Source organism: Clostridium bornimense (assembly GCF_000577895.1).
Lineage (GTDB): Bacteria > Bacillota > Clostridia > Clostridiales > Clostridiaceae > Clostridium_AN > Clostridium_AN bornimense.
In genome coordinates this window covers 370972-397660 of the sequence record NZ_HG917868.1, presented here as the reverse complement: position 1 = coordinate 397660, position 26689 = coordinate 370972, and the positions used below count along the sequence as shown (strand labels likewise).

The following is a 26689-nucleotide window of genomic DNA, read 5'->3' as shown; positions in this document are numbered from 1 at the left end:
TCCTGATAAAATGTTATTTCCTTAATTTTATCAATTGGAAATTTTAGTATCTAGGTACTTAATTTTTGACATTTACAAAAGTACAAGGAACTTTAAATGAATATCTATATGTTTACGAATAAGAAAAAAATAATAATTTTTATAGTACTACTTTTAATATCTATAAGTACTCCCATACTAACTTATGCCTCTGAACTTATGTTTTATAATCTAACCACATCAGATGGATTATCACAAACTTCAATAAGTTCTATATATCAAGATAGCTCAGATTATATCTGGATTGGTACTAAAAATGGTCTAAACAGATATAATGGATTTGAGTTCGAAATTTATAATAAAGGTTTTAGTAAAAAAAGAAATATTATTGATAATTATATTACATGTTTAAATGAAGATTTGAATAATAATTTATGGGTAGGAACATATGATGGTTTAAGTAAAATTAATTTAAAAACTGATGAAATAACTAACTATACTATAACTAATAGTTCATTGTCATCAAATATAATTAAGGATATCAAAATTAATAATAAAGGTGATATTGTAATTGCTACATCAAATGGATTAAATATCTATGATGATACTAACGATAATTTTATTCCCTTAGTTAAACACGATTTTAAGCCTTCATCTTCAAAGATATTATTTATAGAATTTTATAATGATAATGAAATTTATATGATATCAAAAAAATATTTTTTTAAATATGATATGATAAGTGGCCAGTATAGCATTATTAATCTCTTAATAGAAAATAATATTTTTACAACTTTATCATTATATGAAGATACTATATACTTAGGAACTAAATCTGGTGGTATATATACATATAATATTAAAACTGGAGAAATAGATAATCAATATAAGTTATATGTTAATGGTCGTAGTGGTCCTTCCCATACTGTTCAATATATTTACAATGATGACACAGGAGTTTATGTTGGGTCAACTAACGGATTATACATATTTGAAAAAAACGGTTCACAAAAACATTTTGCAAATAATTCATATGATCAATACTCATTAATTGATAATAATATTTCTTATATTATGAAAGATTCTAGCGGACTTTTATGGATAGGTACATTTTCTGGAATAAGCACAGTCGATTGCAATTTAGGAATAAGTTTTTACAATAACTTTATTATTGATCAAAATGTAAAAAATAACATTATAATTGGTACATATGAAGATGTTAATGAAAAACTATGGCTTGGAGTTTATGAAAACGGTATTAGTATATGGGATAGAAAAAATAATACTGTTACACAACTAAATACTAAAACTGATAACAAATTAAATTCCGATACTATTTGGGATATAAAAGGTAATGAAAAATATATTTTTGCTACCTCCTCTGTTGGATTAAATATTATTAATAGAGAAACTTTAGAAGTACAAAGTTTATTAGATGGCAAATTTTGTCATACTCTATATGTTGATAGAGATTATCTATGGGTAGGATCTCTAGATGGTTTTGATATTATTAACTTGAATGACTTTAGCATAAAAAGTATTAACGAATTACTTACTAAAAATAATATAACTGTTAACTTAGGCGGAGCTATTTTTAAAGATTCACAGGGTATTTATTGGTTGGGAGGTGCAAATAAAGAAGGATTGATACAATTTAATCCTAAGGATAACTCTTTAAACCTCTTCAAATATAATGAGTCTAAAAATAGTATTTCTGATAATACTATTTTATCAATATCTGAAGATTCTCAGGGAAATTTATGGTTTGGTACTGAAAGTGCTTTAAATAAATATAATAGGTCAACTGGAGAATTTAAAATATATTCCATTGAAGATGGTCTTTCTAATAATACTATTTATAGTATTATTCCTTTTAATGATGAAATATGGATAACTACAAACTCAGGGATAAACTGTTTAGAGTTTAAAAATGATCAATTAATAAATGTACGGAAATATTTAAATAAGGTAGAATTTTCGTCAAACTCGTTTTTTAAGACTAAAAACGGAGAATATATTTTTGGAGCTATTGATGGTATATACATTATAGATCCAATTCTTATAGAAAGTAATATATCTTCTCCTGTGATACACTTTGACTCTGTTTCTATAAATGGAGTAAAGATAAATGATTTAAGTAATATTTCCATGGACTGTAAAGAAAACTTTATCACTATTAATTTATTTACTAATATTTATAGTAATATACAAAATGTCAATTTTTATTATCGTATAAATAATGATAAATGGACATTAATGAATGATAATGAAATTACACTCTCAAATTTAGCTGATAAAAAATATACTATAGAATTTATAGCTCAAAGCTTTAATGGAAAAATTAGCGAAATTGAAAGTATTTCTTTTTATGTAAATCCACCATTTTGGAGAAGTAAATTAGCGCAATTTATTTATTTTTTACTATTCATTGTAATGATAATATATGTTTCTTTAAAAATAGCACACTTGAAGAATGCTATTATTCTAAAAAATAAACAATTAGCAAAAGAAATCGAAGAAAAAAATGAACTTCTTCAGAAAAATATTGAATTAGAAAAGCGTAAAAATAATTACTTAATAAATATGTCCCATGAACTTAGAACTCCATTAAATGTTATAGGAGCAACTCAACAACTAATAGTTAATCTTAATAAAACAGGTACTATTTCTTCCGAAGAACTATCAAGATATATGAAGATAAGTAATAATAATTTAAAAAGACTTCTAAATATTATTAATGATTTAATCGATTCTACTAAAATGAATGAAGGTATTTATAGTCTGCTTATAGAAGAAAAAAATATTATCTATGTAATTGAAGAAGCTGCTTTATCATTAAAAAGCTTAGCTGAAGAAAAGGAAATAGACCTTATTATCGATACAAATACAGAAGATTGCATTATGAAATTTGATCAAGATGCTATTGAAAGATGTATTATAAATATTGTTGGTAATGCTATAAAATTTACGAATTTTTGCGGTAAAATATTTATTAATATAATTGATTCACATAGTGTATTAACTATAGAAATAAGTGATAATGGTAGTGGAATACCACCAGAAAAAATATCTAATATATTTGATAGATTTAATCAAGTTGTAAATTCAAAAAGAGAATTTTCAAAAGGTAGCGGTCTAGGACTTACTATTACAAAAGGATTAATTGATCTACATGGTGGAGATATTACTGTTACAAGTGAATTAGGCAAAGGGTCAACCTTTACAATAATATTACCTAAAAATGTTTAAATACCATATCTTCATTTATACTAAATAAGTTTTTATATTAAATAAATAAAGCTGAATATAATATTAAAAAATTTGAAGCCTCTACTGAATTACAATATAATCCCCATATGTAAATTTTCCTATACTCCTTCTTTTGAAGGCTCTTGTGATTATATTTCAGTATTAAAAGGAGCAACTGCAATATGAAATTAATTGAACAAATAAAAAAATATGAACCTTTTAATGAACAAGAAGAAAAAGATAAGTTATTTATTATTTCTTGTCTTGAACAATATGATAATATTTTTCTAAGAGAAAATATCATTGCCCATATGACAGCATCTGCCTGGGTTGTTAATAAAACTCATGATAAAGTACTGATGGCTTATCATAACATATATGATTCATGGTCATGGCTAGGAGGACATGCAGATGGAGAAACTGATCTTTTAAAGGTAGCTATCTCTGAAGTTTCAGAAGAAGGAGGAATACAAAACGTTCATCCAATTTCAGAAGATATCTATTCATTAGAAGTATTGACTGTAGATGGTCACATTAAGAATGGAAAGTATGTTTCTTCTCATTTACATTTAAATGTTACATATCTTTTAGAAGCAGATGAAAAAGAATCTTTATCTATAAAACCTGATGAAAATAGTGATGTTAAATGGTTTGAATTAGATGAGGCTATTAAAGCTTCCTCAGAAAAATGGTTTAAAGATAATATTTATAATAAATTAAATGAAAAACTTAAATGTATTAATTAGAAATTTGTATAATCTCATAGATAATTATATACCAATTAAAGTTAACTTCATTAGACTTTATATATAAGTTATATTCCTATATTTTAGATGAAAACAAAGGCAAATATTACCTCTGTTTTTATCTAAAATATCTTTATATATTAAAACCTAATTTTTCTTTACTGGAATCCAAACTTCGCTATAGTAATTTTCATCTAAAGTTCCTTTTTTATATTGACTTGGATCCGTATACATTTCTATATTATAACCTGCTGCAATGCTATATTCTTTTTCATTTGGTAACCATTCTGAAAATATCTTCTTATTAATCTCTTGAATAGATGTTGGACTTGGTCCATAACAAGGGAAAATAGCCCATGTAAACTTAGGAATTGTTTTAACTATATATCCTTCCATTCCTTCTTTCTCTTTGGAATAATCCTCTGCAATAATATACTCAAATTCATTTCCACCCATTTCCTCATCAATATTAATGCCATACATTCCGCATATATCTTTTAAATTTCCTTGTGAAATATGGTCATTCCAAAATGACGGTACCTCCATAAATGCAGAATCATACTTAAATTTCTTAGACACACCTATAACCTTAAATTCATCCTTCTCAACAATTTTATAGTCCATAATATATCCACCTTCCAATGAAAATTTTATTCTAAGAGCGACAAATGACTTTACCATTGCACCCTTTTTACGAACAGCAGATGGTGTAACCCCATGAAATCTTGTAAAAGCTTTAGTAAAGCTATCTGGAGAATCATACCCGTACTTTATTGCAATATCTATTATTTTTTCATCAGTAGATAAGACATCACTGCCGGCAAGTGCAAGTCTTCGATTCTTAATATATTCACTTAATGAGTAGCCACATAACATTCCAAAACCTTTTTGAAAATAAAAAGGAGAAATATTTACTCTATCTGCAATTTCTTCAATAGATAAATCCTCGGTAATATTCTCTTCGATATAACAAATAGCTTTTCTAATACTTTCAATCCACTCCACAATTTTTACCCCCTTACGATTCGTTAATCTAATCTTATCATCATTAAAGATGTCCCTCCCGACTTTTTAGGGTTTCTTTTGTCCTATAAAAATCATATCTTCATAAACATATTCTTGCATATGATACTATATATCTTGCTAATAAAAATAGCCTTAGCCATTATTGTTATTACTTAGCTAAGACCACTTTTCGCACTTATTTATGGTATGGTTCCCCATTACTAATTCTAAATCCTCTATAAATTTGCTCCAATAACATCACTCTAAATAACTGATGTGGAAATGTCATCTTACTGAAACAAAGGCTATAATTCCCTCTTTTCAATACTTTATCACTTAATCCAAGACTTCCTCCAATTACAAAGCAAAGGTTACTATCTCCTCTTACTGCACATTGATCCATAAATTTTGATAGTTCTTCTGAAGATAACATTTTGCCTTTTAAGTCTAATGTAATAACATACATATTATCTTTTATATAGTTTAGGATTCTATCTCCTTCTCTATCTTTTATAATCAATTCTTCTTTTTCCGATGCGTTATCTGGAGTTTGCTCATCTGGTAATTCCACTATATTAAGCTTACAATACCTTGTTAATCTCTTTGCGTACTCATCTATAGCCGATTTTAAATATTTTTCTTTTAATTTTCCTACGGAAATAACTGTTATGTTCATATCGTCACCTTTTATCTTAATATTACCTTACTTTTTAATATATCCTTTTTCTAAACATTCATTTACTACGAAATTAATAATTTCTTTAAATTCTTCCGGTCCTTCTTTCAGTGTAATTTCATTTCTTTTATATACTTGCTCTGCTGATATATTATTATCCTTCCAGCTTCCGCCACCAACTACATAATTCAATACAAGTGGTTGAAGTCTATCAAGCATTGCACCATATTTTGCTTCTTTTGTTTGGCATTCTTCAAACTCTTCCCATAATCCTTTAAATTCTTTATATTGATCCTCTGGTAAAATGCTAAATAACTTTTCTGCAGCATTTCTTTCTCTTTCTTCCTTGTCTTCATAGCCCTTCTCATCAAAAGCAAAAGTATCTCCTGCATATATTTCTACTAAGTCATGTATCAATACCATTTTCATCACTTTTGTTATATCAACATCATCATCAATATATTCAGAAAATAAAAATGTCATAACTGCCAAATGCCATGAATGTTCAGCATCATTTTCACGTCTATTACCACTTGCTATATATGTCATTCTTATTATTTCTTTTACTTTATCTATTTCAATCATAAAATCTAATTGCTTTTTTAATCTATCATTTATCACTGAATTACTCCTCCTAATTAAGTTCACTAATTTTATCTTTGTATTCTGCTATCATATTTTCAATAAAACTTCTTATATCATCGTTAATATCATCTTCTAATAAAAACTCTTCTGAATTTTTTATTGATGTTAAAAGAGCTTCTATAGCCTTCTCTCTTAATTTTTCTTCTTTATCTTTTTTTAGTGAATTCCTTAACTCATATACTGTTTCTGAGAATCTACTTTTTATACCTGCACTATATGGAATTTTGATTCCCAGTTCTTCTAATTTTTTCTCACATCTAAGCTTCTGATCTATATATAACTTCTCTATACTAGTTAATAAATCTCTCGTTTCACCATATTCACAATTGCTAGATAAAAAATTGAAAGTATCTATACCTATATATAATCCTTTCATATATTCTCTTAAAGGCTTTTTCATAAAAACTCCTCTTTTCTATCATTCATCATATTTACCTTCTATATTTATTAATATATAATGTTTTCTTAAAAAATACAATTAATTATCTAATATAGCGAATTTAATTACATTTCGTTAAATATAAAAAAGACTCCGCAATTAAGCGAAATCTTTCTTAAAGTTATATTCTATCTTCACAATAAAATGTAGAACATGCTGTCTCTTCACGGCATTCTGCCCTATTCCCTGATATTTCTACTCCTGATGCATGACAGCTACATTCTTCATTATAAACACAATTTTCTGCCTTACATTTAATATCTACTTCATAATTTGGTACAACAGCAGCATTAGTAAATGATCCATCTTTTTCACAAAAACTACTACAACAAGTTGATTCTGACTCTGTAGCTCTTTCACCACTTACATCTATAGAACTTATACAACAACAATTTTCATTATTATAATTGCAATTTTTAACACCGCATATTAAACTTGGCATATATTTTACCTCCTATAACTTTTTCTTATAATAGTTTTCCTAAATTTATATTTACTATTCAAGATCTTTCGTTAATAAGGTTACTATGTAGTTTTCTAACTGTTATCCAAAAATCCATAATAATATATATGAATAATACTGGCACAATTACAAACCACAATCTAAAATATACTAAAAATGCCTTGTTGATTATCGGTTGAACATACTTTATAGTTAAAAAAGTTAACACTGTCCAATATATAGAAAACTTTAAACATACAAAACCATTAATATTAAATTTCATACCAGAATAATCCCAATAAGTTTTATTGAAAATAGCTTTTAAAAAATATCCACTTAAATATTCTACTGTAGATGGAACTATAACATATAATGGTATCATCATTACCCAGTTCAGCCTTAATATATATGCAAAATATACTAAAATACTCATTGCTATACCATACATAGGCTTAAAAGGACCGAAAAGAAAACCATCTTCTTTAAATCTCTTTTCAATACAATAACAATAAACTTCTTCTAGAATCCATCCAAAAAATGAATAAATAATAAAGTTAAATATCAAATAAAAAGATAAATCCATTATTACACACCACTTTCTATTACAGAGTAATATTAGTATGAGCATAATTAATGGATTTAATTATCTTTAATATTTAATTTTCTTTAATAGTGAACCTCTTTCAAACATAAACCTTTAGCTTGCGCTATAGGACCTGATTCTGATCTCTTCTTTTCTTCTAATATTCTTCCAACATCAGAAGGTTTCATATGGCCCATCCCTACTTCCAAAAGTGTACCTACAATTATTCTTACCATATTCCATAAGAATCCATTGCCATCTACCTCAATCTCTATCATGTCACCAGTTTTATTTATATTGATATATTTTATATGTCTTTCTGTTGACTTAGTCTTTGGTTTTTGGCTAGTAAAGCTTTGAAAGTCGTGGGTACCTACAAGATATTTTGCCCCTTCTCTCATGGCATCTAAGTTAAGTTTAACACTAGTATGGTACGTATATTTTCTGTTAAATACGTTTCTAACCTCACCATTGTTTATCCTATATACATAAGTTTTACCTTTAGCATTATATCTAGCATGAAATCTTTCTGTTGTATCTTTAATAGATTTCACCACAATATCTTCTGGTAGAAACTCATATAAATAATCCATCATAGTTTCCACTGATAGTTCTGAATTAGTATGAAAGTTAGCTATATAATTTTCAGCATGAACTCCAGCATCAGTTCTTCCACAACCTATTACTTGTATTTCCTCTCCAGTCATTCTTTTAAGAACATTTTCTATTTTCCATTGGATTGTAGACTCTCCTTCTTTTTGCTTTTGCCATCCCTTATATCTACCACCATCATATTGTATTGTCATTTTTAAATTTCTCATATAATCATTCACCTTTGCCTTAGTATTTCTATAGTCCATTATATACTTAATGTATTATAGAAAAAAGGATTATTGAAATTTCATACCAAATACATCTAATATTAATGGATATTTATCATACTTAAACTCTATCTTTTCTCCTGCTGCATTTGCTCCCGCAACTTTACCTTGTTCAACAGCTATTGGCCATAATCCTATAACTAGACCCTCAAATTCAGCCACATCACCACAAGCATAGACATTTTCTAAAGTAGTTTCCATAAATTCATTAACTAAAACTCCTCTATTAGAGTCAATAGAAGTATTTTGACATAATGCTATATTAGATCTAACCCCTATAGATGTTAACACCATATCTGCTTCTATAATAGTTCCATCTTGTAATTTAACTCCTGTTACCTTTGTTTCACCAACAATTTCTTCAACTGCCCCACTTACGATAACTTCTGTTCCTGTGTTTCTTATTGTTTTTAACAATTCTTCACTTTGCTCAGGTTTTAATTGTCTTCCAAGCAATACAGGAGCTGCTTCAATTACTGTTAATCCTTTCTTTTGAAGATAAATTTCATATGCAGCTTCAAGACCTAATGCCCCTCCACCAATAACAACTACCTTCTTAGCTTCTTTCAATGCCTTTTTTATTTTCTCTAAGTCTTTAATATTTCTTAATGTATATACACCATCTAAATCTTTTCCCTTAAACGGTGGTATAAAGTTTGAGCTACCATTAGCTAAAATTAATTTATCATATTTAATATTTTCTCCATCATCAGAAATTAAAGTTTTATTTTCTTCATCAATTTTTACAATATTAGTATTAACAATATTCTTTATATTTTTTCCATTATACCACTTATAATCAGCTAAATAGAATTCTTCATTAACTTCATCATTTATTAAATCTGATAAAGCCGGTCTATAATAACTTAAGTCACCTTCATTAGTTACCATAGTTATTTCAGCTGTTTTATTTCTTTCTCTTATAGCTTTAGCTGCATAAAATCCAGCTGCACCATTGCCTAAAATAACAAACTTTTCTTCTGTATTTTTAGTAAATCTATCATTACTTTCTTCTTTTACTTCTTTAAATAATTCTGGTCCAGCTCCACATAATGGGCATACTTCTGGAGGTGTATTACCCTCATGAATATAACCACAAATTGTACATATAAATTTTTTCATAGTTTTTTCCTCCTCTATTTTAATATATCCATTATTGTAAATGATATAATTATATTATTATATTAACATAAAAATACGATAAAGGAGAATTATTATTATGAAAAAACTTTTCTATACTGATCCTTACATAAAAGAATTCACTGCTGAGATATTAGAAATAAAAGAAATAGATAGTAAATTTCATGTTACCTTAGATCAAACTGCTTTTTTCCCTGGAGGTGGTGGCCAATGTGGTGATTTAGGTTTTATAGAAAATCATAAGGTTGTAGACGTTTATGAAAGTGAAGATACTATATATCATGTAGTAGAAAAAAAGCCGATAAAAATCCACAAAGTTAAATGCTCTATAGACTGGAATAGACGTTTCGATGGAATGCAACAACATTTAGGTCAGCATGTTCTCTCTGGATGCTTCTATAAACTTTTTGGAGCTAATACCTTTGCAATACACCTTGGTTCTGAAATAAGCACCGTAGATATAGAAGGAACTCTTACAGAAGAACAAGTGAGAGAAGCAGAGAGATATGCAAATGAAGTTATATCTGAAGGTTTAACTGTTGATTTCCTAATTCCAACTAAAAAAGAATTAAAATCATTAACACTAAGAAGAGCATTACCTAATACAAAAGAAGATATTTCTATAGTAAAAATCGATGACTTAGATATTAATGCCTGCTGTGGTGTACATCCACGTAATACTAGAGATCTTAGAATGATAAAAATAAAAAAATATGAAAAACATAAGCAAGGAACTCGTATTGAATTTCTTTCAGGAGATCGTGCTATTTCTGATTCATTAAAAAAAGATAACTTTGCCAATATGATTTGTAAATACTTAAACTGCAATGAAGAGGAAGTTATAAATGGAATAAAAAATCTAAACGCTTCATTAAAAGATACCTTAGATGAAAATAAAAAAATTAAAAATCAATTAGCTACTTATGAAATAAAAGAGCTTATTAATGAAGCTGAAACTATCGGTGATATGAAAGTACTAAAAAAAATCTACACCGCTGAAACTGTTAAATATGTAAATACAGTAATATCTAAAATTGTGGAAAATGATAATATGGTAACACTTATGGCAGTAGTTTCTGAGGATAAAGTAAATCTTATTTTCGCCTGCTCAAAAAACTTAAAAGATGTAAAAGTTAATGAAATTCTTAAAGATACCATTACCTTAATTGATGGCCGTGGCGGCGGAAGTCCATTCCTTGCACAAGGTGGCGGTAAAAACAATGGTAATCTCGAAAATGCTCTAAACTATGCATTTAATAAACTAAAAAACTAACCATATTAGGTCACAGGTTAAAAGGCACAGGGCACAAGTAAGGTTAAAATTCCTCCTTAGTGAGGAATTTTATTATAGTCCTGCGGACAGCGGAAACAGTTGAAGATAGGCAATAAAAATTAACATTTTCATATAGCTTATGTATTTATGGATTAAATATGATATATAAAATTCTTTGTATAATATAGTAATTAATTATGTATTGATTATTTTCATATACAAAACTATTATACTTAAGTGTTGTTATTAAACTATAAACATCAACTACATTCATTTTACCCCGTTACCTGTGTCATTTTACCTGCAAACCACCACTACTTAACTAGAACAGATACCAATATGATTTTTAAATACATCTTGTTATCACATACAGATACATATTAAGCTACATGAAAGTGCAACTTTCATTAGCCCCATGTAAGACAGGATTACAAACTTAATTCTAATTATAAACTAAGACTCAATAACAAACTAACAACGCCACACTTATACTCTAAGAAATTCCGCAGGAATTTCATCCATACCTGTGCCTTGTGCCCTAATACCTGTGATCTTACATCTGTGCCTTGTTATATACCATCCAAAAAAGCTGCCATACCTATATATGACAGCTCTCAATCTATAAAATTTCTTAATTACTCTTCTGTATCTTCTTCAACAGCATTATTTCCATCTACTTTAGCTAATACAACATCACTATTAGTTACTAATTTCATACCTTCCTCAAGCTTTAAATCTCCAGCTAATACAGTATCTCCATAATTAAAAGTTGACACGTCAAATTCTATATTTTCTGGGAACTTATCTGCTTCTCCATATAATTCTACTTCTGATAAAAATGTTTCTAAAAATAATCTCTTAGATTCCAATAGACCCTGTCCTGTATAAATTACTGGAATTCCTAATTTTATATTTTCATCTTTATTTACATATTGAAAATCAATATGTATTACTTTACCATAATTATCCTTTTGCAATTCTTTTACTACACAATTTTCTGTGGTTCCATTTAAATTTAAAGACAATATAGAACTTTTAGCACAAGTTAAGAGCTTGTCTACTTCTCCTCTAGTTATTTTTGCAGAAATAGGTTTTTCAAGATGTTCTCCATAAAGAACACAAGGAATCTCTCCTCTTCTTCTTACTACTTTACCACTTTCATTTCTTTCACTAATATTGAATGCTACATTTGTCATAATAAAGCCTTCTTTCAATTATTGTATTCACTTTAATTATAGCACCATGATATTAATAACTCATATTATATATTTTGTAAAATTATACAACAAAAGCCTCTGACATTTAATCAGAAGCTTTTATCTCTATCAAGATTATCTTTATTTATTTTTATTTGCACTATCTACAATAAATCATTACAGAGATTCGCCATAATTTTCTATAAATCCTTCTCCTAATACTTCTCTAACATCAGCTATTGTAATAAATGCTTTTTCATCTATTGATTTTACTAAATCTCTTAACTGTGTTATCTGTTTTTGTGATACAACTACAAATAACATCTCTTTGTCATTTTTAGAATACATTCCCCTTGCTTTTAATCCCGTAGCACCTCTTGGTATCTTCTCCATTACTTCTTTTGCTACCTCTTCTGTTTTATCAGTCATTATGAAAGCTGCTTTCGCATAATGCATCCCTTCTAAAATTACACTTATAACCTTTGATGTTACCAGTACTGCTAAAATAGCATACATTCCATTTTTAGGTCCGAAAATAAAAAATCCACTTAAAATTATAATACCATCAATTATTAACATTAGTTGTTGTATTGGAAAATATGGAAACTTAAACTTAATTATAGATGCTAATGTATCTGTTCCTCCAGTTGTAGCAGATACTTTTAAAACAATCCCTAAACCTGCACCTACAAAAGCTCCACCAAATATTGAACATAAAAATAAGTCATCATTAACATTAAAAATATTAGGAATATATTCTGTATACCATAATGCTAAAGATAAAGACACTACACCATAAAGTGTTTTTTTCATAAAATTGAATCCTCTTTGCATAAATATAATTATAAATAATGGTATATTCAATACAAAAGTAGTCACTGACAACGGTATTCCGTATCCTATGATATTTTCACTTACAGTTTTCACAACTATTGAAAAACCAGATAACCCACCAGTTACTAGTCCTACTGGTTCCAAAAACCAATTAACTCCTAATGCCAAAATAGCAGTTCCGATAACTATCATAAATAATTCATAAAACTTCTTCAAATATGTATCCTCCTAACTCTTTTGTAACAAAGTTATTATAATTGCATATCTACATTTTTACTATTATCACTATTGAGTATATGTTTGATTTTTTCTTACAAATTCCTTATATATAGCGACTTTAGATAAATTTCAAAAAATTATTTTAAAAAATTTTACATTATCACTATTGATAATGTAATCACTTTTGATATAATGATACTATAATAACTTAACGGAGGATTTTCTATGGAGAAAATAGCATTAATCACAGATAGTATTTGTGATTTATCAAAAGAAATAATAAAAAAATATGATATAAAAGTTTTACCACTAAAAATTATTTATAAAAACAGAGAATATATTGATGGAGTAGATATCAGTGCTGAAGATGTTTATGCTAAATTAAAAATTGAAATTCCTACTACTTCAATGCCTTCTGTAGGCGAAGTAGAAGCTCTATATGAAAAATTAGTTGCAGAAGGATATACTCATGTTATTGGTACTTGTATTTCATCAGGTTTATCTGGTACATTCAATAACTTTAACCTAGTAGCTGAAGACTTCAGTGATAGAATCAAATCATATATAATTGATTCACTATCTATTTCTAAAGCTGAAGGTGAATTAATGGTTGTCGCTGGTGAAATGATTGAGCAAGGTAAATCATTTGATGAAATTATAAAAGTATTACCAAAATGCCGTGATAATATTAAATGCTTCTTTACATTCAGTACTCTTGAGTACTTAAAAAAAGGTGGGCGTATAGGTAAAATTTCTGGTACTATAGGAGAACTTTTAAATTTAAAACCAATAGTATCTATCGATTCTAAAGATGGTAAATACTATACTTATGACAAAGTTAGAGGCGATAAAAATGCCTTTAACAAATTGGTTTCTATTGCCACTGACCTTATCAATGAAGGACCTTGCAAAGTTAAAGTTCTTCATGGAGATGCTCTTCCTAAAGCAGAACGTTTATATGAAATTTTAAAGCAATTACCTAATGTAAAATCTATAGAATTAGGTGTCTTAAGTGCAGTTGCTGGTGTACATTCTGGTCCTGGATTCTTAGCTTTTGGGGTAATAAAAGATTTTGAATAATATGATGTCTCCAGAAGATATAAAAAAAGAAGAAAAAAGATTATATGAGGAATATAAAGCAAAACTTTCAGAGCTAAAGAAAGTAAAAAAAGAGCGTGAAGCCGTAGGCAGTATTTTTACAAAAGGACTACTGCCTATATATGTTCTATATATTCTTTCTCTTCAACCAACCAATGGAAATGATATCTCAAATAAAATCGGAGAAAGAACCAATGGACTCTGGACGCCAAGTACCGGTGGTATATATCCACTATTAAAGAAATTAGAAAAAGAAGGTCTAATAGAAGGTAAATGGGATAATCCTAAAAAGAAGGTTCAAAAGATTTATGAGTTAACTTCTTTAGGTAAAGAAGAATTTAATCATAGAAAAGAACTATTAAAAGATAAAATGTTAGAATCTTTACAAGTATTTAATATGGTGTATGAAGATCTATATAATGATATTAAATAAAACCGAGGCAACATAATCACTTTGCCTCGGTTTTCATTTCTTTATATCTATCCATAAATTTTTCAAATAAATCTTTGTATTTATTTACCTTAAATACATATTCTTCTGCATTACCTTCGTCTAGCGACTCTAAAAGTTTTAAATCCATTGGTAATTCAGCTATCAAAGGAATACCAAAATAATTTTCATACTGTTCTGTAGTTTTATTAGAAAATAATTTAATTTCCTGACCACAACAACCACAAGTTATATATGCCATATTCTCTACCAAACCAATCATAGGTATAGATAGTTTCTCTGCCATATTTATAACTTTCTTAACAATAACTGAGACCATATCCTGAGGTGTCCCAACTACTAATAGTCCATCTATAGGGAATGTATTCATTATAGTTATAGCTATACCTCCAGTTCCTGGTGGCATATCTATTATTAAGTAATCTAAATCCCCCCACTTTGTATCTGTATACATTTGTTTTAAAACCTTATGAGCCACTGATGATGTCCATATCACAGGATCATCTTCCTTATCTACAAGTAGATTTAAAGACATTATCTTTAATCCTAAAGTAGTAATTACCGGCTCAAACATAGCATCTCCTGTATAAGGTTCTGGATTTATTAATGATCTTTTTTCATTAACACCAAAAAATCTTGGAATAGATGGTCCCGTTATATCTGCATCTAGAATCCCAACTTCATACCCTGACTTTCTAAGTTCTGTAGCTAATAATCCTGATACTGTTGATTTTCCAACTCCACCTTTACCTGAAATTACAGCAATAACATTTTTTATTGTACCAAATTTAAGATTACATATATCTTTTTTTGTTTTTTTTTCACATTCATTACAAGATTCACAACCTACCATATAATCCCCCTTTATATATAGTATTAATCATAATTATTATATAACTATTCAAATTGTGATATATTTTCTTTTAAAAATAGCCCCACTATATATTTTACCATAAAATGTAACACAATTCTATATCTCTATTTTCTTAAAAATCCTCTGGTTTAGTATCCGTTATATCTGTAACCCATTTACCTCCAGAGTTATTACTAACACTATAATAAACTTTCTCCTCATTTGTTCCCCTATTATGGAATGTAATTATAGCTTTATATATTGATACATATTTTCCTGATGAAGTGGTGGTTCTAAAACCTGTAGTCTTTACACTCATAGTAATTTTACCTTCATTTTTAGATGTTTCGACGATTTCTAAATCCTTCATCTTCTTTTTATATCCTTCTAACTCAATAGATGTAATATATTTTTGTATAGTAACATCATCATTTAAGTTTAAAGTAACTGTATCATTGGTTTTTGTATCTTCTCTAAATTTGTTTAAGGAACCTCTTATAACTCCATAATAATATACTTCATCAAAATCTTTAGGTTTTCTTATATCCTCAAAATAATTAAATACCTCAGAATCTAATCTTGATGAAACATTATAATATTTATCTTCACTATAAAAATTCCCTCCATCATTAGGATTACCTATAACATAGTTAAAATTTTCAACACTTCCATCTACCTTTTCAATTTCTATGCTATAGTCAGGAACATATTCACTCTTTGATTTAACACTTTTAGCTGATGATAAAATTTTGTAAAACCCTTGTAACTTTACTGGATCAGAAATAACAAATGTATATCCTTTATCCCTTGTGTTTTGTATCTTAATTTCTGTAACCATACCATCTTTTATGTATTCAAAATCTGAATTTGTCCAACCAATTTTATCTGTCATAGCACAACTATTTAAAAATATCGTCATAAATATTAATATTACCGATATAACTTTTTTCAACTAAATCCCCTCTTTATACTTTAATCTTTTAATTTTATCGAGATTAAAAACTATTAATCCAAAAACTATAATTCCTATACTAATAAATTGTGATGTAGATAGTGTTCCAATAAAACCTCTTTCTAAATCTCCTCTAAAAAACTCTATTATGAATCTTCCTATACTATATAAAATCAAATATGCACCAGTAACTTTTCCAGGATTATGTCCTATATTTTTCTTTTCTAAGAAGGATAAATACCATATCAAAACTCCTGCTAAAATAAAGTCAAAAATAGAACTAATTATTTGAGTTGGTACTAATGCAACTTCATTAGGAGCGATAAAGGAATTATGAAATGTTATTCCTATAACAGAATCTGTAGTTCTTCCATAACAACATCCTGCAAGTAAACATCCTATTCTCCCAAACCCTTGACCAATTGCTAAGCTAGCAACTGCTAAATCTCCTACCTTAAGCGGACTATATTTATACCTTTTACACATTAATATAAATACTATGAATCCTCCTATAATCCCACCATAAACAACAAATCCTTGTGAAAAAGTCTTTACTATTTCAACTGGATTAAGTAATAACTTAGGATTCTCTATTACAATATATAATAACTTTGAACATAAAAAACCACCGATTAATGAAAAAACAGTTATATCAAAAAGATTATCTACATTATACCCTCTTTTTTTACCTCTATATGTGAATAAACAATAAGCTACTATAACACCAATTAAAATCATAGTGCCATATCCTGCAATTTTTAACTTACCTATCTCTAATAAAAACGGCTTCATTACAATCCCCATTGTCAAAACTTTGCAATAATCATATTTATTTAATAACTATATTTTTAGTTTTGACTTATCCTTTCCCTTTTATTTTCTATATTATCTTTATTTCTAATTACATAAATTTCATCTCTATATTACTATCCTATTATATCATAATTTAGCATTCTTCAAATAACATAGTTATTAAATTAAAATTATGATATGATTCAGAATGAATTATATCAGTCTATATTTAAATTAATATTACTATAATTCACAATTCACAAAGCTCAATTCACAATTGTGAATTAAAAAAAAGAGCTCTCGCTCACGAATCTTTATTCGTTATTGCAACAGCCCTACTTTTATTTCAAAATGAAATCTATTCTTTTTTAGCTGGAACACACACTGTAGCATCTTTAAAATCATAAAACATAACCCAATATCCAGGATCTTTTTCTCCTTCTTTTCCCTTTTCCATAGGAAGCCACATAACATAACCTGTTTTCCCACCATATGGTTGATCATATGGATGTTTAGTTCCTGGTACTGCGTATAACATATATTTCAAATTATTATTTTCATCTAATTTGTATCCAAATAAATAATGACCATACTTACAAATATATGGGTAATTATTAACCATTGGATAATAAATCATAGAATATTTTCTATAATCAGTTATATAATATAAATCATCAAGAGTTTTTACCCTAATTTTATACCACTTGCATTTTTTTATTTCTGGCATTACATCTTTAACTTCTTCTAATCCAGATACTAAGTACTCAAAAAATTCCCCACTAGCACCTCTAAAGAAAGAATTTTTTAAGTTTCCTTTTATAGTTTCTTCATATCCATCAAAATCCATAGCATTAGATTTTGTATTACTATTCATAGTATTACTATTCATAGTATTGCTACTTTCTTTCTTTGAACTATTTTCCATAGTTTGATTAGTCTTATTTCCCATACTTGTCTTTTCCTCTTGCGTTTCTTCCTGCTCAACCTCCTGCAAATTATTCTGTGGATTAATTATGTCATCTGTAGAATAAGGTTCCTCCTTCTTAAGTGCCTGTATATCATTTTGTGGATTAACTATGTCATCTGTAGAATAAAGTTCCTCCTGTTGTTTTTCATGTTTTCTATCATCACAATAAACTTCTTTTTCTTCATTACACTGATCTATTTCCTTTTCGCTTTTACATTCTTCTTTCTTTTCTACTTCTTTATATTCTTTTACTTCTTCTACCTTTTTCTTTTCTTTTGGTTTTTCTATCTCTTTTACTTCTTTTGGTTTTTCTTGTGAGTTATAATCATTATGCTCTTTTACAAGTTTATATTTTGTCCAATCCTCTGGTATATCTTTTATTGAGAATCCACACATAACACCATCTATCTTACCACCATCTACTACGGCTATAGCAGCACCGATAACCTTATCAAGACTTATATCATTATTTGCTAAGTTATCCATAGACTTTTCTATGTTAATTTCACATTTTCCGTTACCATCTATTTTAGCCTTACCTAAATCAATAGCTTTCCCATCATTTTTATCTCCACTTAATAAAAGCATTTTGTAATCTTCCGCCACTGGTTTCAGGTTCTGTACATAAAAACAAATCTTACATTTCGTATTTTTAATTTCTAACTTTACATACCCATTGGGAATTTTATCAGAAGATATCCCAAGATTCTTTTTCATTTCTTGTAAAATTATAAATATTCTACTATATGTTTTTTTATGGGTCATAGCAATCCCCCCTGCCTTTTCTTTATATTTTCACACTGATATATATATATTAATTATTATTCTTTAATATTCTAGTAACTACAAAAATAATCACTTCATAAAAAAAGAGACTGAAGCACAAGTTCAATTTCTTGTACAAAAGTCTCTTATAATTAATTATTAATTTTTTTATTTATAGCATTAGCTAAATCAGCAAACTCTTGTATTGTAAGAGTTTCACCTCTTCTTTTTTGATCTATTCCAGAATCTTTAAAAGCTTCTTCTAATTTTTCCTTGTCTAACCCTATATTTTTCATTCCATTCCATAAAGTCTTTCTTCTCATGTTAAAAGAATCTCTTATAACTCTAAAAAATAACTTTTCATCATCAACTGTTACTCTCGTTTCTTCTAGCCTATCTAATCTTATAACAATAGAATCTACCTTAGGCCTAGGTATAAAACACATAGGTGGTACCTTCATTATAATTTTTGTATCACAATAATATTGTACTAATAGTGAAAGTGATCCATAATCTTTGCAATTTGGTTCACTATTCATTCTTTCAGCTACCTCTTTCTGAATCATAACAGTAATTGACTTAAATTTATATTTTGCATTTAAAAGATTTGTTATTATCGGAGTAGTAACATAATAAGGTAAATTAGCTACTACTTTTACATTTTCATTTTCTTCAATAATCTTATTAAAATCAACTTTCATAGCATCTTGATGAATAAGTTGAAAATTATTATGTTCTTTTAATTCTTCACTTAATATAGGTATTAAATCGCTATCTATTTCAATAGCAATTACTTTTTTAGCTCTCTTTAAAAGCTCCTTTGTTAAAGTACCTACACCTGGTCCGATTTCAATTACTGTATCTTCTGAAGATACTCCTGCTCCTTCTACAATTTGATCTATAACATTATGATCTATTAAAAAGTTTTGCCCTAAACTTTTAGTAAACTTAAATCCATATTTTTTTACTACGTCTGCAGTATCTATTACATCCTTACGTTGATTCATATGTCCTCCAATGTCTCTTATATTTATTACTTTGATAATTGTTTTTCTATCTTATCCATAGCCTTAACAAATTCTTCTTCTTTTATATTAAAATTATTAAGCCTTTTTACCATTTGAGATCCATTACAATATCCAATCCCTAATATTTTGCCTAATAATTGTCTTCTTTCTTTAGACTTAGTATCTCCAACAAGCTTATAATATACTAAATGGTTAGCTGTAAATACTTCTCTCTTCTCTTCTATAACTGCTTTTGCTTTACTTAATGCTTCTCTTATTGATTCTGGAGAAGCATTTTCAACACCTATATCTCCATCTTTTGTTCCTTCTTCTCTAGATATATAAGCATGTTTTACACCATCAACTCGCTTTGATATAATTCTTCTTATCTTTTCTCCCGCAAAATCTGGATCAGTTAATATTATAACACCTTTTCTTTTTTGAGCCTCTTTTATTTTATCAATGGTATTTTTATTTATTCCAAAACCACTTACAGCTATTACCTCAGCATCTACTGCTGCTTTTACTGCTGTTACATCGTCACGACCTTCCACAACAATAATTTCTTTGATCATATACTCAACTCCATGTCTAATGTATTTATCCTCTTTTAATATCTTTCTAATACTGAATTAGTATAATACTTTTATATTAATTTGTAAAATATAGAATGTTATCTACAATGCACAACTCTATTTCATTTCTCGTATTAAATATTAATCTGTACAAAATAAAATGGCACAAAATAACCAACGTTATTTTATGCCATTTCCTTGTTTACTCTAATATGTAAACGTCAACATTTCTTGATCCCCAAGAGTAACATTCACTTACCGAATTAAAGTAAACATCTACCTTATTGCCTTTAATAGCAGATCCTGTATCACAAGCTATTGCATAACCATATCCTTCTATATATAGTTTAGTACCCAGAGGTATAACTCTTGGATCTACAGCAACAGTACTTGTACCATTTGGATCTCTAGTCGCTTTCATACCACTAGCAGTGATTCCTGTAACGCCTTTATCGCTACTTGAATATGCTGTTGATTTCATAGTCAATTTTGATTTATAAGGAATATTTCCACCCCTAGATGGCACATTTACTGTTGGAACAACTTTTTCTTTTGTCCCATAAGCTATTTTTTCGTTTGTTGGTTCCTCGATAACTCTCTCCCCTATCACTGAAGTAGCTACAACATTTCCATCTTCTGTTGTAACCTCTGTAGTGACTTCTTTAATACCAGGTTTACCAGCAACGACTACTTTTTCTTTATCATCCTTATACATACTATCATCGACTACTTTTTCTGTGCTATACGGTATTTCCGCTTGAGTTACTTCATTTTTTTTCTCAATTCTCTTAATAATAACTTTCATATTTGATGTTATCTTTGTATCAAGAGTAGGTTCTATTTTATCTTGTTCCCTAATTGGAGAAATCTTTTCTGATTGTAACTTTTTGGACATACTTTTAGATTCTATCAAATCCTTGACGCTATCTGCTGCACTTTTAATCACCACGGTTTTACCGTCGACTATTAAATCTAAACTCACGGCTCTTTTTATTTTAATTGTTTGTCCATTTTTAATCTCCGAAGTGAGCTTCGGTTTGACACTATCTTCTGTCTCTAGTTTTAAGTCTATGTCACTAATTACATCTTCTACTTTTCCTTTATAAGTTGTAACTTTTGTTGTCGTTCCATCAACATCGATATAAACAGTCTTCTTAAAGCTTATTCCGGTAAAAACTAATCCTACCGATAAAACTATACTGATCACTGCCATAGGCTTTTTGAAAAAACCTTTAAAGTCTATTTTCATACTTTACCTCCTCTGGCAAATGCGTCGTGTCTATTATATCCATAACTTCCCTATTTGTCAAATTTGCCATACTTTTTTGATATGGATATAGAACATTGTAGCCTTGAACCATATTATACTGGTGGTATGAGACTTCGCTTTATAAGGTATTACCATAATACTCTACCAAATGTTTTTTGTAAAATTATGGGAATTTCGTAAAGCTATATCAGCTACCTCTTCCTCACTTATACTCTTTATTTCTGCTATTTTCTTAATGACTTCTGAAATATACATAGAATTATTTCTCTCTCCCCTATGAGGTACAGGAGCCATATAAGGGCAATCTGTTTCAAGAAGCAAATTCTCCATAGGAATTTCTTTAACTACTTCTACAAGCTTTCTTGCATTCTTAAAAGTTACCACTCCACCAATTCCTAACATATATCCTATTTTAACACATTTTCGAGCAATTTCAACACTTCCTGAAAAACAATGTATAATTCCCCTTACTTCTTCAAATTCTTCCAAAATTTTTAAAGCATCTTCATGAGCATCTCTAATATGGATTATTACTGGCTTTGATAGCTCTTTAGCTAATTGCATTTGTGCTCTAAATGCATTTTTTTGTATTTCTCTAGATGGATTATCTTCATAATAATAATCCAATCCTATTTCTCCAATTGCAACAATTTTTTCATTTTTTGCTGCCATTCTCAACTCTTCTATCGTTTCTTCATTTATTTCATCAGCTGAACATGGATGTACCCCTATAGCACCATAAAACATAGGGTATTTTTTTGTAAGTTCTATAGTACTTTTAACACTTTTCATATCTGCAGCACAATTAATTATACCTACTACATCATTTTCTATAATTATTTTTATTAATTCCTCTCTATCACCATCAAAAGCCTCATCATCATAATGACTATGGGTATCAAAAATTTTCATAATATCCTCCTAAAAAAAATTCCTCACTATCTCGTGAGGAATAAAATAATATGTAAATTATGCAAAAGTTTTCTCATATTCTTTCATTACTAATGAAAGTTCCTTATCATCTTCAATAGCTATGAGTTCATCTTTTCCATCAGCATTTGTAACAACCTTGTAAACGTATGCATCATCTTCATTTCCAACTGGTGCTAATAATATATATTTCTTTCCCTTAACAACAACAGTTTCTATTAATTCTAAATCTACCTTTTCTCCATCTTCAGTCATAAAACTAACTATGTTTGATTTTTCATTGTGTTCCTCTTCACATTCACAATGATCTGCTTGTATTACTTCTTTATCCATATAAAATCTCCTTGTATTTCCTATAATATATTTATAATAACATATCGTAACTAAGGAATAAAATCCTTTTTAATATAATTCTTTAAAAAACTATATGGTATATTAAACTCTGGACTTCCTGAAGCATAAGGAGCTATTTCATAGCTTTGAAAATAAACAACTAATCCTTTATCATTAAAATAAAAATTATTTTCATTAAATCCACTATATTTTTGTAAGGTATCTTCAAAATACTTTTCAGGCTCCTTTTTTATTTCATTTATTATGTAATTATTAATCATAGTTTTATAGTCTACTTTATCTAAAAAGAAATCCTCTAATAATAAAAAGTTTTCATTTTCCTTAATACCACCAGAATTCGGTACATATATATTAATTGATCTTTTTGTTGTTAATCCATGTGCTCCTCCATAATATTCATAGTAATATATAAGCAAACTAAATATTTTCTTATTATTAGTAACAGTATAATGAACTTCGGCTTCACTATTATTACCACTCTTTGTATTTTCTATAAAATAATCTTTAAACCTCAAAATCTCTTCTGAAATAGTATCATTTATACTGTTTTGTTTTTTTATATCCTTAAGTCCAGTTATTTTAGGAATATGAATTCTAAACTTATATTCTGGTTTATTTTCTTCCTTGACGATATCTTTTATAACTATAGGCTTTTCTTCATTTATCGTAATATTTTGTGACGCATTTGCACATTCTTCACTTAAAAATATCATTCCATTTCCATACCTACAAAAAGATATTATGCTTGTTAAAGCCATAAAAATTCCAAGTACCATAGTTGCTGCCCTTTTCATATTCATCACCTCTTTACATGGTTATTTTTTATTGTCTGCATTTAATGTTACTTTTATACAGAGACAGTGCACAGTAAAATCAGTTCACTGTTTTTGATAGAGATGTTACACAATAAATATTGTGTCTTAGTTCCTTTTTTAGAGTGAAAGTGAAGAAGTAAGAGTGAATGGTGAATAGTTAAGGTTAATTTTCCCCTGTGGGGAAAATATTATAGTCCTGCGGACAGCAAAGTATTTTCATATTTATTATAAATCCAGAACCTTTAATCCAAGCTTCATGAAAGTGCAACTTTCATGAGCCCCCTGTGATTAGTTTTGTATCAAGTGTAACTAACCTAAGGAAACTAGTCTACTCTATAACACAAATTTAAACACTTATATTCCAAGAAATTCCGCAAGAATTTCATACAAAACTGTGCACTGATATATCCTTGTGCCCTGCTATTCTTCCCTATAAAAAAAGACTGAAACACAATGTTAATAAAATCATTGTGTTTCAGTCTTTTTCCTTCATATTATATAGTAATATTATCTTACAACTGATCCTGTTTCAAGTTTTCCTGGATCCACCACAAATAACTCTTTATCATCATCAGATGATGCTGCAAGAATCATACCTTGTGATAATTCTCCTCTTAACTTAACTGGTTTTAAATTAGCTACAAGAACTACATTTTTTCCTACTAGTTCTTCTGGTTTATAATACTGAGATATACCAGAAACAACTTGACGTTCTTCTCCTCCAAGATCAACTTTAAGTTTTAATAGTTTCTTAGCTCCTTTAATTGGTTCACAAGCTAATACTTTAACAACTCTTAAATCTATTTTTTCAAAATCTTCTATAGTTATTTCTTCTTTTATAGGTTTTATTTCTCTTTTTGGTGCTTGTGCTTCTTTCATCGCTGCTAACTCTTCAAGTTTCTTTTCCACATCGATTCTTGGGAATATAACTTCACCTTTTTCTAACTTAGTACCTACTTTTACACCATCAAAAGATTTTAATGATTCATAAGAAACATTTTCAAATTTTAATTGTTCCTTAATTTTACTTGCTGTATTAGGTAAGAATGCTTCAAGTTCTACAGTTACAAATCTTAATGCTTCTAGAAGATTATATAGAACTGTTGCTAATCTGTCTTTCTTAGACTCATCTTTTCCTAAAATCCAAGGAGTTGTTTCATCTATATATTTATTAGCTCTTCTAACTACAGTCCATATTTCATCTAGAGCTTCTGGTATCTTAAATGCATTCATTGCAGCTTCAACTTTTTCTGGCATTGAAAGTGTAACTGCTTTTAATTCTTTATCAAAATTATCTTCTTCAGATGATGGTGCTAATACTTCTCCACCAAAGTATTTAATTATCATTGCTGAAGTTCTTGATACTAGGTTTCCTAAATCATTAGCAAGATCAGAATTAAATTTATTCATAAATATCTCACTATTATATAAACCATCACTTCCAAATGGTATTTCATGAAGTAAGTAATATCTAACAGCATCGCATCCAAATTCATTAACTAATAATACAGGATCCACTACATTTCCTTTTGATTTACTCATCTTTCCACCATCAACAAGTAACCATCCGTGACCGAATACTTGCTTTGGAAGTGGTTCTCCAAGTGCCATTAATATTATTGGCCAATATATAGTATGGAATCTTAATATATCTTTTCCAATTAAATGTACATCTGCTGGCCAGAACTTTTTATATAATTCATCATTATCACTACCATATCCAAGTGCAGATATATAGTTAGATAATGCATCTATCCATACATATACTACATGACCTGGGTCAAATTCTACTGGAATTCCCCATGAAAATGATGTTCTTGATATACATAAATCCTGAAGACCTGGTCTTAAGAAATTATTTAACATTTCATTTTTTCTTGACTCTGGTTGTATAAATTCTGGATGAGTTTCTATATATTCTATAAGTCTATCTGCATACTTTGACATTTTAAAGAAGTAAGACTCTTCCTTAGTTTTCTCTACTGGTCTACCGCAATCTGGACAATTTCCATTTACTAATTGAGTATCAGTGAAAAAGGATTCACAAGGTGTACAATACCATCCCTCATATGATCCCTTATATATATCTCCTTGATCATATAACTTTTTAAATATTTTTTGTACTGTCTTTACATGATAATCATCAGTAGTTCTTATAAATTTATCATAACTTATGTCCATCATATTCCATAAATCTTTAATTCCAGCAACTATTTCATCAACAAAAGCTTTAGGTTGCATATCTTTAGCTTCAGCTCTTTGTTGTATCTTTTGACCATGTTCATCAGTTCCAGTTAAGAACATAACATCGTAACCAGTTAATCTCTTATATCTAGCAAGTGCATCTGCTGCTACTGTTGTATAAGTATTTCCTATATGTAGTTTATCTGATGGATAATATATAGGTGTTGTGATATAAAAGTTCTTTTTACACATAAAAATTCCTCCATTTTATAAAAAATAAACGCCTCTAAACAAGTATATACTTATTTAGAGGCGTTAAACCGCGCTACCACTCTAATTCCCAAGCTAGTTACCTAGCTTAGCTCTGCA

At 28.5% G+C, this 26689-nt stretch carries 26 protein-coding genes and 1 other annotated feature (1 of these 27 cut by a window edge); of the genes, 5 read left to right on the top strand and 21 right to left on the bottom strand.

The features are described 5' to 3' along the window. The first annotated feature begins 96 nt into the window (after positions 1-96). Both CM240_RS01790 and CM240_RS01785 read left to right on the top strand, forming a co-directional pair. Complete coding sequence (locus CM240_RS01790; RefSeq protein ID WP_044035971.1) at positions 97-3228, top strand: sensor histidine kinase; 3132 nt, start codon at positions 97-99, stop codon at positions 3226-3228. A 182-nt stretch (positions 3229-3410) separates the two neighbouring features. Then, positions 3411-3974: an NUDIX hydrolase gene (locus CM240_RS01785; RefSeq protein ID WP_051483632.1), complete on the top strand. Its 564-nt coding sequence runs from the start codon at positions 3411-3413 to the stop codon at positions 3972-3974. A gap of 147 nt (positions 3975-4121) precedes the next feature. On the opposite strand, the gene CM240_RS01780 is transcribed toward CM240_RS01785, so the two are convergent. The 8 genes from CM240_RS01780 to CM240_RS01745 all read right to left on the bottom strand — a co-directional run bounded on the left by CM240_RS01780 (position 4122) and on the right by CM240_RS01745 (position 9767). Next, positions 4122-4979, bottom strand: coding sequence for an AraC family transcriptional regulator (locus CM240_RS01780; RefSeq protein ID WP_044035969.1), 858 nt, complete (start codon positions 4977-4979; stop codon positions 4122-4124). 196 nt (positions 4980-5175) lie between these two features. After that, positions 5176-5655, bottom strand: a complete 480-nt coding sequence (gene rlmH, locus CM240_RS01775) for a 23S rRNA (pseudouridine(1915)-N(3))-methyltransferase RlmH (RefSeq protein WP_044035968.1) — start codon at positions 5653-5655, stop codon at positions 5176-5178. Positions 5656-5682: 27 nt separating this feature from the next. Beyond that, positions 5683-6276, bottom strand: coding sequence for an HD domain-containing protein (locus tag CM240_RS01770; RefSeq protein WP_044035967.1), 594 nt, complete (start codon positions 6274-6276; stop codon positions 5683-5685). Positions 6277-6289: 13 nt separating this feature from the next. After that, entirely contained in the window at positions 6290-6700 is a 411-nt protein-coding gene (locus tag CM240_RS01765; protein ID WP_044035966.1) for a hypothetical protein, read from the bottom strand. A 160-nt stretch (positions 6701-6860) separates the two neighbouring features. Further along, positions 6861-7181, bottom strand: coding sequence for a DUF1540 domain-containing protein (locus CM240_RS01760; RefSeq protein ID WP_044035965.1), 321 nt, complete (start codon positions 7179-7181; stop codon positions 6861-6863). Between the two features lie 58 nt (positions 7182-7239). Continuing rightward, the gene (locus CM240_RS01755) at positions 7240-7764 is read right to left on the bottom strand and encodes a putative ABC transporter permease (RefSeq protein WP_044035964.1); all 525 of its coding nucleotides are present in this window, start codon (positions 7762-7764) and stop codon (positions 7240-7242) included. A gap of 83 nt (positions 7765-7847) precedes the next feature. Further along, the gene (gene truA / locus CM240_RS01750; RefSeq protein ID WP_084485342.1) at positions 7848-8585 is read right to left on the bottom strand and encodes a tRNA pseudouridine(38-40) synthase TruA; all 738 of its coding nucleotides are present in this window, start codon (positions 8583-8585) and stop codon (positions 7848-7850) included. Between the two features lie 69 nt (positions 8586-8654). Continuing rightward, positions 8655-9767 (bottom strand): FAD-dependent oxidoreductase, encoded by a 1113-nt coding sequence (locus CM240_RS01745; protein ID WP_051483631.1) that lies wholly within the window; start codon positions 9765-9767, stop codon positions 8655-8657. A 97-nt stretch (positions 9768-9864) separates the two neighbouring features. Between CM240_RS01745 and CM240_RS01740 the strand changes: the two genes are divergently transcribed. Then, complete coding sequence (locus tag CM240_RS01740; RefSeq protein WP_044035963.1) at positions 9865-11058, top strand: alanyl-tRNA editing protein; 1194 nt, start codon at positions 9865-9867, stop codon at positions 11056-11058. 635 nt (positions 11059-11693) lie between these two features. Here the strand turns inward: CM240_RS01740 and CM240_RS01735 are convergent. Together CM240_RS01735 and CM240_RS01730 are read right to left on the bottom strand one after the other, a co-directional pair. After that, a complete protein-coding gene (locus tag CM240_RS01735) occupies positions 11694-12254 on the bottom strand; it encodes a 50S ribosomal protein L25 (RefSeq protein WP_044035962.1) in 561 nt (186 codons plus the stop codon). A 177-nt stretch (positions 12255-12431) separates the two neighbouring features. Continuing rightward, complete coding sequence (locus tag CM240_RS01730; protein WP_044035961.1) at positions 12432-13304, bottom strand: YitT family protein; 873 nt, start codon at positions 13302-13304, stop codon at positions 12432-12434. Positions 13305-13532: 228 nt separating this feature from the next. On the opposite strand from CM240_RS01730, the gene CM240_RS01725 reads away from it, so the two are divergent. Together CM240_RS01725 and CM240_RS01720 are read left to right on the top strand one after the other, a co-directional pair. Next, on the top strand, positions 13533-14387 hold the full coding sequence (locus CM240_RS01725) for a DegV family protein (protein ID WP_044035960.1): 855 nt from the start codon (positions 13533-13535) through the stop codon (positions 14385-14387). Position 14388: 1 nt separating this feature from the next. Next, on the top strand, positions 14389-14838 hold the full coding sequence (locus CM240_RS01720; protein WP_044039648.1) for a PadR family transcriptional regulator: 450 nt from the start codon (positions 14389-14391) through the stop codon (positions 14836-14838). Between the two features lie 16 nt (positions 14839-14854). Here CM240_RS01720 and CM240_RS01715 read toward each other — a convergent pair whose 3' ends face one another. From CM240_RS01715 to metG, 11 genes are all read right to left on the bottom strand, one after another. Then, positions 14855-15709 carry an Mrp/NBP35 family ATP-binding protein gene (locus CM240_RS01715; protein ID WP_044035959.1) on the bottom strand — a complete coding sequence of 285 codons (855 nt, stop codon included), beginning with the start codon at positions 15707-15709 and terminating at the stop codon, positions 14855-14857. Positions 15710-15842: 133 nt separating this feature from the next. Then, positions 15843-16661: a YhfM domain-containing protein gene (locus tag CM240_RS01710; RefSeq protein ID WP_044035958.1), complete on the bottom strand. Its 819-nt coding sequence runs from the start codon at positions 16659-16661 to the stop codon at positions 15843-15845. Beyond that, positions 16662-17453 (bottom strand): prolipoprotein diacylglyceryl transferase, encoded by a 792-nt coding sequence (gene lgt, locus CM240_RS01705; RefSeq protein WP_044035957.1) that lies wholly within the window; start codon positions 17451-17453, stop codon positions 16662-16664. A gap of 358 nt (positions 17454-17811) precedes the next feature. Next, a complete protein-coding gene (locus CM240_RS01700) occupies positions 17812-19185 on the bottom strand; it encodes a hypothetical protein (protein ID WP_044035956.1) in 1374 nt (457 codons plus the stop codon). 152 nt (positions 19186-19337) lie between these two features. After that, entirely contained in the window at positions 19338-20192 is an 855-nt protein-coding gene (gene rsmA / locus CM240_RS01695) for a 16S rRNA (adenine(1518)-N(6)/adenine(1519)-N(6))-dimethyltransferase RsmA (protein ID WP_044035955.1), read from the bottom strand. Between the two features lie 26 nt (positions 20193-20218). Continuing rightward, complete coding sequence (gene rnmV / locus CM240_RS01690; protein WP_044035954.1) at positions 20219-20767, bottom strand: ribonuclease M5; 549 nt, start codon at positions 20765-20767, stop codon at positions 20219-20221. A gap of 202 nt (positions 20768-20969) precedes the next feature. Beyond that, on the bottom strand, positions 20970-22016 hold the full coding sequence (locus CM240_RS01685) for a 3D domain-containing protein (RefSeq protein WP_051483630.1): 1047 nt from the start codon (positions 22014-22016) through the stop codon (positions 20970-20972). Between the two features lie 162 nt (positions 22017-22178). Next, positions 22179-22949, bottom strand: a complete 771-nt coding sequence (locus CM240_RS01680; RefSeq protein WP_044035953.1) for a TatD family hydrolase — start codon at positions 22947-22949, stop codon at positions 22179-22181. Between the two features lie 57 nt (positions 22950-23006). Then, positions 23007-23300, bottom strand: coding sequence for a DUF1292 domain-containing protein (locus tag CM240_RS01675; RefSeq protein ID WP_051483629.1), 294 nt, complete (start codon positions 23298-23300; stop codon positions 23007-23009). Between the two features lie 50 nt (positions 23301-23350). Next, complete coding sequence (locus CM240_RS01670) at positions 23351-24115, bottom strand: DUF3298 and DUF4163 domain-containing protein (protein WP_051483628.1); 765 nt, start codon at positions 24113-24115, stop codon at positions 23351-23353. 528 nt (positions 24116-24643) lie between these two features. Then, the gene (gene metG / locus CM240_RS01665) at positions 24644-26572 is read right to left on the bottom strand and encodes a methionine--tRNA ligase (RefSeq protein WP_044035952.1); all 1929 of its coding nucleotides are present in this window, start codon (positions 26570-26572) and stop codon (positions 24644-24646) included. Between the two features lie 53 nt (positions 26573-26625). Further along, positions 26626-26689: a binding site (T-box leader), on the bottom strand (it continues 173 nt past the right edge of the window).

Coding starts and splice junctions, on each gene's coding strand:
- CM240_RS01670 (WP_051483628.1), bottom strand. CDS start 24,115: ATGAAAAGGGCAGCAACTATGGTACTTGGAATTTTTATGGCTTTAACA.
- CM240_RS01715 (WP_044035959.1), bottom strand. CDS start 15,709: ATGGTAGGTTGTGAATCTTGTAATGAATGTGAAAAAAAAACAAAAAAA.
- CM240_RS01685 (WP_051483630.1), bottom strand. CDS start 22,016: ATGAAAATAGACTTTAAAGGTTTTTTCAAAAAGCCTATGGCAGTGATC.
- CM240_RS01760 (WP_044035965.1), bottom strand. CDS start 7,181: ATGCCAAGTTTAATATGCGGTGTTAAAAATTGCAATTATAATAATGAA.
- CM240_RS01745 (WP_051483631.1), bottom strand. CDS start 9,767: ATGAAAAAATTTATATGTACAATTTGTGGTTATATTCATGAGGGTAAT.
- CM240_RS01755 (WP_044035964.1), bottom strand. CDS start 7,764: ATGGATTTATCTTTTTATTTGATATTTAACTTTATTATTTATTCATTT.
- metG (WP_044035952.1), bottom strand. CDS start 26,572: ATGTGTAAAAAGAACTTTTATATCACAACACCTATATATTATCCATCA.
- rlmH (WP_044035968.1), bottom strand. CDS start 5,655: ATGAACATAACAGTTATTTCCGTAGGAAAATTAAAAGAAAAATATTTA.
- CM240_RS01735 (WP_044035962.1), bottom strand. CDS start 12,254: ATGACAAATGTAGCATTCAATATTAGTGAAAGAAATGAAAGTGGTAAA.
- CM240_RS01720 (WP_044039648.1), top strand. CDS start 14,389: ATGATGTCTCCAGAAGATATAAAAAAAGAAGAAAAAAGATTATATGAG.
- CM240_RS01700 (WP_044035956.1), bottom strand. CDS start 19,185: ATGACCCATAAAAAAACATATAGTAGAATATTTATAATTTTACAAGAA.
- CM240_RS01765 (WP_044035966.1), bottom strand. CDS start 6,700: ATGAAAAAGCCTTTAAGAGAATATATGAAAGGATTATATATAGGTATA.
- truA (WP_084485342.1), bottom strand. CDS start 8,585: ATGAGAAATTTAAAAATGACAATACAATATGATGGTGGTAGATATAAG.
- rnmV (WP_044035954.1), bottom strand. CDS start 20,767: ATGATCAAAGAAATTATTGTTGTGGAAGGTCGTGACGATGTAACAGCA.
- CM240_RS01785 (WP_051483632.1), top strand. CDS start 3,411: ATGAAATTAATTGAACAAATAAAAAAATATGAACCTTTTAATGAACAA.
- CM240_RS01680 (WP_044035953.1), bottom strand. CDS start 22,949: ATGAAAATTTTTGATACCCATAGTCATTATGATGATGAGGCTTTTGAT.
- lgt (WP_044035957.1), bottom strand. CDS start 17,453: ATGAAGCCGTTTTTATTAGAGATAGGTAAGTTAAAAATTGCAGGATAT.
- rsmA (WP_044035955.1), bottom strand. CDS start 20,192: ATGAATCAACGTAAGGATGTAATAGATACTGCAGACGTAGTAAAAAAA.
- CM240_RS01790 (WP_044035971.1), top strand. CDS start 97: ATGAATATCTATATGTTTACGAATAAGAAAAAAATAATAATTTTTATA.
- CM240_RS01740 (WP_044035963.1), top strand. CDS start 9,865: ATGAAAAAACTTTTCTATACTGATCCTTACATAAAAGAATTCACTGCT.
- CM240_RS01675 (WP_051483629.1), bottom strand. CDS start 23,300: ATGGATAAAGAAGTAATACAAGCAGATCATTGTGAATGTGAAGAGGAA.
- CM240_RS01725 (WP_044035960.1), top strand. CDS start 13,533: ATGGAGAAAATAGCATTAATCACAGATAGTATTTGTGATTTATCAAAA.